The following is a 7,725-nucleotide window of genomic DNA, read 5'->3' as shown; positions in this document are numbered from 1 at the left end:
GTCGTGGAAGGGGGTGGCGGGGGCGGCCGGGGTGTCCGGGGTGGAGGTCATGCGTTCGTTTCTATCGGCCCGCACGTGATCCGGGCAACACGGAGGACGGCGGGGTGGCGGCCTTGACGGCGGGCCGCCCCGGTGCCCGCCGCGCCTCAGGCGCCGGGCCGCGTGCCGGCGTCGGCCCGGATCTGCTGGAGCTGCTCGCCGAGCCAGTCGACGTACTCGCCCATCCACTCCCCCGTGGCCTGATGGTTCCAGCTCTGGCCGACCACCGGCTGCGGGAAGACGACGGCGTCCGAGAGGGTGTCCCGCAGCGCGAGGGCGGGCCCCTCCTCATCCGCGACCGTCACCCACTGCATGCCGTGGCGCGCGCCCAGGTGCTCGCCGAGCAGCACCGCGACGACGTCCAGCAGCACCGCCAGCTCCTCGGGGTCCAGCTCCTCGGCCTCGGCCTGCGAGCGGGCCAGCACGGCGTCGTAGTACGCGGCGACCGCGTCCAGGTCCAGGTGGTCCACGCCCTCCTGCGCGGCGAAGTCGCGACGGACGCGCACCCACTCCCGCTCGGGCTCGGTCAGGGGGCTCATCTCGGGCTGGTCGGTCATGGCGACCATCCTGCCAGGCGCGTCGGGCGCCGCCGTCGCCGGAACGGGCGGCGCCGGCCGCGCTTTCGTTCGAGAAACGGCGGCGTGTCGCAGCGCTTTCGTTCGAGAAACGGCGAGGAGCCGGGGGACGGACCGCCGGAGGCCTCTGATCCCCCAGCGGGAGCACTCGTGGACGCAACCGACGTCGCGCCGCCAGCGACGAGGCGAGCGTGCGGACCGTCGTCGTCCGCCGCCCCCGCCCGGACTTGAGACACTGGCCCCATGCGCATCATGACCGTCTGCCTGGGGAACATCTGCCGCTCGCCCGCCGCCGAGGCCGTGCTGAACCGCAAGCTCGCGGAGGCCGGTCTCGACGACGTCGAGGTCACCTCCGCCGGCACGTCCGACGAGCACGTGGGCGCCCGGCCGCATCACCTCACCCGCGAGGTCGGCGGGGAACTGGGCTACGAGTTCCCGACGGTGGGGGTGCAGCTGTCCGCCGACCTCGTGGACGACGCCGACCTGATCCTGGTGATGGACGAGGCCAACCTCGCCGACGCGCGGCGGCTCGCGACCACGGACGAGCAGCGGGACCGGATCCACCTGATGGGCGAGTTCGCGTCGGATGCGGACCGCGCCGGGGTGCGCGAGGTCCCCGATCCGTACGGGTATCCGCGGCCGCAGTTCGAGGAGATGTACCGGCAGATCGAGGACGCGGCAGACGGCGTCGTCGCCGCGATCCGCGACGGGCGCCTCTGACGGCCGGGGCGCGGTCCCGGGGTCTCGTCCCAGCGACGCGAACGCCGCCGGACCCGCCGTTTCCCGAACGAAAACGGCTCGGGGCCCGCCGTTTCCCGAACGAAAACGGCCCGGGACCCGCCGTTTCCCGAACGAAAGCGGGGGCGGCGGGGGTCGATCAGTCGTCGTGGGGGTCGTCGGAGTCGTCGAGGACCTCGCGCAGCCGCGCCGCCGTGTCCGCGCGCAGGGCGCCGCGGGTCTCGGCGCGGTCGGTCGTCGCGCGGGCGAGGGTCTCCCACACGGCCCGCACGTCCGCCGACAGTCCCCCGGCCTCGAGCTCGCCGAGGGTCTCACGGTGGGTCCGCAGCGTGTCGACGTCGCCGCGGGCCACGGGGCCGGTGAGGGCGCCGTCGCCGTCGGTGAGCGCGTTCTCCAGCGCGGCGGTCATGAGCGAGCGCAGCACCCGCTCCGGGTCGGCCACCCCGATCGTCTCGAGGATCTGACGGGCCTGCGCCGTCAGCGTCACCAGGTGGTTCGACCCGTGGGACAGCGCCAGGTGGTAGGCCGCCCGGTCGGCCTCCTTCACGACCACGGGCTCGCCGCCCATCTCCACCACGAGCGCCTGGGCCACGGGCAGCACCACGGGGTCCGCGGTCACGCCGAACACGCAGTCCTGCAGCCGGGCGACGTCGAGGCTCAGCCCCGTGAACGTCATGGCCGGGTGGATCGCCAGGGGGATCGCCCCGTGCGCGCGCACCGGCTCCATCACCCCCACCCCGTAGCGGCCGGAGGTGTGCACGAGCAGGTGGCCGGTCTGCACGTGGCCCGCGGCGGCCAGGCCGGCCACGAGCTCGCCCAGCGCGTCGTCCGGGACGGCGAAGACGACCATCTCGGAGCGGCGCAGGATCTCGGGGATCTCCAGGACGGGCACGCCCGGCAGGAGCATCTCCGCGCGGTCCCGCGAGGCCTCGGAGACGGCGTGCACGCCCGTGATCGTGTGGCCCGCAGCCCGCAGCGCCGAGCCCAGCACGGCCCCCACTCGACCCGCGCTCACCACGCCGACGCCCAGCCGCCCGGGCCGCTGCGCCGGGTCATGCGGGTCCAGGCTCAGGTCGAGTCCGCCGGTCATCGCTCCTCCTCGCCGCGCACGGCGGGGACGTGCGCCCCGCTCTCCTCCCCGACGACGGCGCCGCCGACGACGCCGGCCCGGGCCAGTTCGCGGCGGCCCACCTCGGTGGCCGCGACCTCGCGCGTGCGCTGCTCGAAGCGGGCCAGCTCCTCGGGGCGCATCCACTGGTCGCGGTCGGCGAGGCGACGCGAGACGGCCGCGTGCCGGGCCTCCCGGGCGTACAGGTCCACGGCCACGTCCTCGTCGAGGTCGCGGACCACGGCGTTCGCCCCCGCGACCCACACGCGCACCGTGGCCAGGCCCAGGCGTCGCTGCACCGGGCCCTGCGCCAGCTCGGCCGCCTGCATGCGCTCGTGCTGGAGGGTCTGCAGCCGGCGGTTCAACCAGCCGCTGCGCACCACCAGCAGGGACCGCGTCGTCGTGAAGCCGGTCCGCCGCCAGGCGAACCAGTTGAACCACCACCTGCCGCGCCGCGGCACGTGCTGGAAGCCGCCCTCCGTGCCGGTGCCGTGCACGCCGAGGTGCATGAGCCCGGCGGGGGTCAGCCCCTGCGCGGCGCGCGGATCGCCGTCCAGGCCCGGGTCCGGGGCCACGACCGTGAGGACGCGGAGCACGTCCTCCCACGGGCCGACGGGCAGCGCGACGTCCCGGGCGCCGTCGGACTCCTGCAGGTACCCGGCCACCGCCATGTTCACCCGATACCAGCCGAAGGGCCGCCAGAACAGGGGCTGGGAGACGGTCACCCCCTGCACCCGCCCCGGCGGGACGGTCTGGTGGGTGGTCTCGGTGAGCCCGTGCCGCAGTCGCAGCCCGTCGGTGGAGCGGCGCACCTGGAAACCCCAGCCGGCGTTCAACCGGGACCACGCGACGCCGGCCACGGAGAACAGGGCGGGCAGGGACGCGGCCGCGCCGATCCCGGTCAGGGTCTCCCCCTCGTCCAGCACCGCCTCGGGCAGCAGCGCGACCACGAGGGCGAGACCGCCCAGCCAGATCAGGGACCCGGCCAGCACCCCCAGCACGCCTCCGGAGAGCAGGACGGAGCCGAGGAGCCGCCCCGCGGGCACCTGCAGCAGGAGTTCGCCGGCGTCCGCGTCCACGGCGTCGGGATCGGCGTCGGCGAGGCCGGGCTCGGCCGCGCGCTCCGGGGCGGACGCGTCCGCCCCGGCTCCCCCGAGCACCCCCGACGCGCGGTCCAGGATCTCCCGGCGCACCGCTTCGGCCTCGGCGCGGCGCAGGAAGGACAGCTCGAGCGCGGACTCGCCGCCGTCGGCCGCCTCGACCTTCACCGTGGCCAGCCCGAGCAGCCGGGCCACGAGGGGGTGCTGCAGGTCCACCGCCTGTATGCGGTCGTAGCGCATCTGCCGCCGGCTGCGGAAGAGCCAGCCCTGGCGCAGCTCGATCCGATCCTCCCCACAGCGGAACCGGGTGAACCACCAGGAGAAGAAGAACACGAGGCTGATCAGCAGGGTGACCCCCAGCAGGATGCCGCCGGCCACGAGCAGGCTGCCGTCGCCGCCGCCCGGGGCGTCCTCCCCGCTGAGCCGGCCCGCCGCGAAGTCCTCCACCGCGTTGCGGCCCGCGAAGAACAGGATCAGCAGCAGGAAGGTCCAGCCCCGCACCCAGGGCGAGGCGGGGTGGACGCGGACCCAGCCGGCGTCGTCGGCGGGGGGCGGGGCGGCCGCGCTCACAGGCCCGCCAGCCGCGCCTGGCCGCGCGCCATGAGGACTTCGCGCAGCTCCTCGGCCCTCTCGCGGGGCACGCCCTCCAGGGTGACGTCCCCGCCCGCGGCGGCGGTCTTCAGGGTGAGGGTCTGCAGCCCGACCCGGCGCAGCAGCGGACCGTCCGAGACGTCCACGTACTGCAGGCGGCCGTACGGCACCGCGTGCACGCTGCGGAACAGGATGCCCTCGCGCCACAGGACGTCGTCCTCGCGCTCGGCCCAGCCCATCGCGCGCACGCGCCGCGGGATCAGGATCAGGTCCACGATCCAGGACACGACGACGACGGCCGGCAGCCCCCACGCGACCCACGCGGCCATCCCCGCCCACGGGCCGGTGAGCTTGAGGATCAGCGGCACGGAGAACGCGGCGAGCCAGATCAGGTGGCCGATGGTCGTGGCGATGAGCTTCACCGTCGCCAGCCGCGGCGAGGCCGGCGTGAAGGCCACGCCGCTCAGGTCAATGCCGGGCACGGGCATACCCTCCTTCCGTCTCGGGACGGGCCGGTCGGCCCGGGGACCCATCCTGCCCACGACCGCCCTCGGGCGCATCCTCCTCAGGCGGGATCCGGCACCACCGTTCGACGATCAGCCCCACCACCAGCAGGACGAGACCGCCGACGGCCTGCAGGGCGGCCTCCCGCACGGTCGGTGCCTCCACGCCGGCCCGCAGCAGCACCTGCACCGCCACCCCGGCGTGCCACCCGCCGAGGGCCGCTCCCGCGAAGCCGGAGGCCTGGCCGAGCACGAGGGTGCGGGCCGCGGCGAGCGGGTCCATCCGCGCGGCGGCGGGCTTCTCCCGGTCGCGGCGCACCCGCCAGCCCAGCGCGAGGCACAGCACGGAGACCGCGGCCACGGTGATCAGGCCGCCGCGGCCCACCACGGGCGCCGGCCAGCCCAGGGACGGCGCGGCGAGCCCGGCCAGCCAGCCGAGCACGGCGGCCACCAGCACCACGAGCAGGGTCCACCCGGAGCGCAGCGCGATCACGTGGCCTCCCTCCCGAGGGCGTCCGGGCGTGCCGGGCGGAGCGGGGCGACGTCGTCGGTGCCGGCCAGCAGCCGGTGCCGCTCGGGCTCCTGACGGCGCACCCCGGGGGCGTCCGCGGCGACGGCGGCGAGGTCGGCGACGGGCGTGCCGGCGAGCGTGGCGTCCGCGTCGAGCCACAGCCACGGCAGCAGCACGAAGGCCCGCTCGGCCGCGCGGGGGTGCGGCAGGGTGAGGTCCGGGTGGTCGCTGCGCACGTCTCCGTAGGCGATCACGTCCACGTCCAGGGTGCGCGCGCCCCAGCGGACCTCACGCCGCCGATGGTGGTCCTGCTCGAGCCGGTGCGCCACCGCGAGCAGCTCCCACGGCGCGAGGTCCGTGCGCAGCGTGACCACCTGGTTGAGGTAGTCGGGCTGGCCCGGCGGCCCGCCCACGGGTGTGGTGACGGCCCGGGGCGAGGCCCGGACGTCCGTGATGTGCGGCAGCGCGGACAGGGCGGCGACGGCGGCGTCGAGCGTCTGCGCGGGCTCGCGCAGGTTGGCGCCGAGGGCCAGCACGGCCGCGACGGGCGCGTCCGGGCGGGCGCCCAGCTCGGGGATGGGCGCGGGGCCCTCGGCCGGGTGCGACCAGTCGACGGTGCTCACGCGAGGTCCTCCCGGGTGCGGTGCACGGTGACGGCGGCGTCCGCGAAGTCGTGCGGGATGGGCGCCTGCGGCTTGTGCACGGTGACCTCGACGGCGGCCACCACGGGCTGCTCGGCGAGGACGGCGCGGGCGATCCGGTCGGCGAGGGTCTCGATCAGGTCCACCGGCTCCCCGGTGACGAGGCGGACCACGGTGTCCGCGACCTCGGCGTAGTTGGCGGTGCGCGCGAGGTCGTCGTCGGCCGCGGCGGGGCCGGCGTCGAGGTGGAGGACGACGTCCGTGACGAACGGCTGCCCGTCCCGGCGCTCGTGGTCGAAGACCCCGTGGTGCCCGACGGCGGACAGCCCGGCCAGGCGGATGCGGTCCCGGGCGCTCACGGCAGCACGTCCTCGGAGACGGGCTCACCCGGGGCGTGCGCCCCGACCCAGGCGGCGGCGGCGCGGACGGCGTCGGCGCTGGCGCGCACGTCGTGCACGCGCACGCCCCACGCGCCCTGGGCGGCGGCGAGGGCGGAGATGGCCGCGGTGGCGGCGTCGCGCGCGGCGGGCGGGGCCGGGGTGCCGTCGTCGTCCGCCAGCAGCGTGCCCAGGAACCGCTTGCGCGAGGCGGCGACGAGCACCGGGTGGCCCATGGCGCGGAGCCACTCGAGGCCGCGCAGCAGCTCCCAGTTCTGCTCGCCGGCCTTCGCGAAGCCCAGGCCCGGGTCGACGATCAGCTGCGCGGGCTCGACGCCCGCGGCGAGGAAGCGGCCGGCCACGTCCCGCAGCTCGCACACGACGTCCGGGACGGTGTCCTCGTAGACGGCCAGCCCGTCCATGGTCTGCGGGTTCCCGCGGTTGTGCATGAGGATGTACGGCGCGCCCGACGCGGCGATCAGCGCCGGCATATCCGGCTCGTGGGCGAGGCCGGAGACGTCGTTGACGATCACCGGCCCCAGCGCCAGGGCAGCCCGGGCGGTGGCGGTGTGGCGCGTGTCCACGGAGAGGACGACGTCCTCGGCCAGCAGCGCCTCGATCACGGGCAGGATGCGCTCCTGCTCCTCGGCCGGCGGCACGGCGCGGGCCCCGGGGCGGGTGGACTCCCCGCCCACGTCCACGATGTCCGCGCCGTCCGCGACCATGCGCCGGGCGTGCTCGACGGCCGCGCGGACGGTGGCGTGCTCCCCGCCGTCCGAGAACGAGTCAGGGGTGACGTTGAGGATGCCCATGACCAGGGTCCGGCCCGCGGGCAGCCGCCCCAGCAGGGCGCGGTTCGCCTCCCGCGCCGCCGCGTCGATGCTCTCGTCCACGTGTCCTCCTCCGCCGTCGGTGGTCCTCAGCCGTGCATGATGAGGCTCATCGCCTCGGAGCGCGTGGACGGATCCCGCAGCTGGCCGCGCACCGCCGAGGTGACGGTCTTCGCGCCCGGCTTGCGCACGCCGCGCATGGACATGCACATGTGCTCGGCCTCCACCACCACGATCGCCCCGCGCGGGGCCAGATGTTCCATGAGCGCCTCCACCACCTGCGTGGTCAGCCGCTCCTGCACCTGCGGACGCCGCGCGTACAGCTCCACGAGGCGGGCCAGCTTGGACAGCCCCGTCACGCGGCCCTCGGCGGAGGGGATGTAGCCGATGTGCGCGGTGCCGTGGAACGGCACCAGGTGGTGCTCGCAGGTCGAGTAGAACGGGATGTCCTTCACCAGCACGAGCTCCTCGTGCGCGATGTCGAACGTGGTGCCGAGCACCTGGTCCGGGCTCTGGTGCAGGCCCGCGAAGAACTCCGCGTACGCCTTGGCCACCCGCGCCGGGGTGTCCGCCAGGCCCTCGCGGTCCGGGTCCTCACCGATCGCCAGCAGGATCTCCCGCACCGCCGCCTCGATGCGCGGCCGGTCCACCGCGGTCGAGTCCGGGTCGAACGTGCCGGGGACGGCGTCGTCGGGGGTGTGGGCTGTCATGC

Annotated in this window: 10 protein-coding genes; 1 reads left to right on the top strand and 9 read right to left on the bottom strand. The window is 75.8% G+C overall.

Translation table 11 applies throughout. The features are described 5' to 3' along the window. Window positions 1-146: 146 nt before the first annotated feature. Entirely contained in the window at window positions 147-596 is a 450-nt protein-coding gene (locus tag J1M40_RS08885; RefSeq protein WP_020625300.1) for a DUF3806 domain-containing protein, read from the bottom strand. A gap of 261 nt (window positions 597-857) precedes the next feature. Between J1M40_RS08885 and J1M40_RS08880 the strand changes: the two genes are divergently transcribed. After that, window positions 858-1,334 carry a low molecular weight protein-tyrosine-phosphatase gene (locus J1M40_RS08880; RefSeq protein WP_020625299.1) on the top strand — a complete coding sequence of 159 codons (477 nt, stop codon included), beginning with the start codon at window positions 858-860 and terminating at the stop codon, window positions 1,332-1,334. A 157-nt stretch (window positions 1,335-1,491) separates the two neighbouring features. Here J1M40_RS08880 and J1M40_RS08875 read toward each other — a convergent pair whose 3' ends face one another. From J1M40_RS08875 to folE, 8 genes are read right to left on the bottom strand one after another with little or no spacing between them, the layout of a single operon-like run. Further along, window positions 1,492-2,442: a Rossmann-like and DUF2520 domain-containing protein gene (locus tag J1M40_RS08875; protein ID WP_020625298.1), complete on the bottom strand. Its 951-nt coding sequence runs from the start codon at window positions 2,440-2,442 to the stop codon at window positions 1,492-1,494. Beyond that, a complete protein-coding gene (locus tag J1M40_RS08870; protein ID WP_020625297.1) occupies window positions 2,439-4,130 on the bottom strand; it encodes a PH domain-containing protein in 1,692 nt (563 codons plus the stop codon). The genes J1M40_RS08875 and J1M40_RS08870 overlap by 4 nt, the downstream gene beginning before the upstream one ends. After that, a complete protein-coding gene (locus tag J1M40_RS08865; RefSeq protein WP_020625296.1) occupies window positions 4,127-4,639 on the bottom strand; it encodes a PH domain-containing protein in 513 nt (170 codons plus the stop codon). The genes J1M40_RS08870 and J1M40_RS08865 overlap by 4 nt, the downstream gene beginning before the upstream one ends. Continuing rightward, window positions 4,620-5,147: a DUF3180 domain-containing protein gene (locus J1M40_RS08860; protein ID WP_020625295.1), complete on the bottom strand. Its 528-nt coding sequence runs from the start codon at window positions 5,145-5,147 to the stop codon at window positions 4,620-4,622. The genes J1M40_RS08865 and J1M40_RS08860 overlap by 20 nt, the downstream gene beginning before the upstream one ends. Then, window positions 5,144-5,788 carry a 2-amino-4-hydroxy-6-hydroxymethyldihydropteridine diphosphokinase gene (gene folK / locus J1M40_RS08855; protein ID WP_020625294.1) on the bottom strand — a complete coding sequence of 215 codons (645 nt, stop codon included), beginning with the start codon at window positions 5,786-5,788 and terminating at the stop codon, window positions 5,144-5,146. The genes J1M40_RS08860 and folK overlap by 4 nt, the downstream gene beginning before the upstream one ends. Beyond that, window positions 5,785-6,165, bottom strand: coding sequence for a dihydroneopterin aldolase (gene folB / locus J1M40_RS08850; RefSeq protein WP_020625293.1), 381 nt, complete (start codon window positions 6,163-6,165; stop codon window positions 5,785-5,787). Before folB ends, folK begins: the two co-directional genes overlap by 4 nt. Then, on the bottom strand, window positions 6,162-7,076 hold the full coding sequence (gene folP, locus J1M40_RS08845) for a dihydropteroate synthase (protein WP_020625292.1): 915 nt from the start codon (window positions 7,074-7,076) through the stop codon (window positions 6,162-6,164). The genes folB and folP overlap by 4 nt, the downstream gene beginning before the upstream one ends. A gap of 26 nt (window positions 7,077-7,102) precedes the next feature. Further along, the gene (gene folE / locus J1M40_RS08840; protein ID WP_020625291.1) at window positions 7,103-7,723 is read right to left on the bottom strand and encodes a GTP cyclohydrolase I FolE; all 621 of its coding nucleotides are present in this window, start codon (window positions 7,721-7,723) and stop codon (window positions 7,103-7,105) included. Window positions 7,724-7,725: the final 2 nt, after the last annotated feature.

Origin of the sequence: Micrococcus sp. KRD026, assembly GCF_017168445.1 — a bacterium.
Lineage (GTDB): Bacteria > Actinomycetota > Actinomycetes > Actinomycetales > Micrococcaceae > Micrococcus > Micrococcus luteus.
This window is presented reverse-complemented; position numbering and strand designations above follow the sequence as displayed.

What these genes read in the sequence shown, in the direction of transcription:
- J1M40_RS08885 (WP_020625300.1), bottom strand. Translation starts at nt 596, where the DNA reads ATGACCGACCAGCCCGAGATGAGCCCCCTGACCGAGCCCGAGCGGGAG.
- J1M40_RS08880 (WP_020625299.1), top strand. Translation starts at nt 858, where the DNA reads ATGCGCATCATGACCGTCTGCCTGGGGAACATCTGCCGCTCGCCCGCC.
- J1M40_RS08875 (WP_020625298.1), bottom strand. Translation starts at nt 2,442, where the DNA reads ATGACCGGCGGACTCGACCTGAGCCTGGACCCGCATGACCCGGCGCAG.
- J1M40_RS08865 (WP_020625296.1), bottom strand. Translation starts at nt 4,639, where the DNA reads ATGCCCGTGCCCGGCATTGACCTGAGCGGCGTGGCCTTCACGCCGGCC.
- folE (WP_020625291.1), bottom strand. Translation starts at nt 7,723, where the DNA reads ATGACAGCCCACACCCCCGACGACGCCGTCCCCGGCACGTTCGACCCG.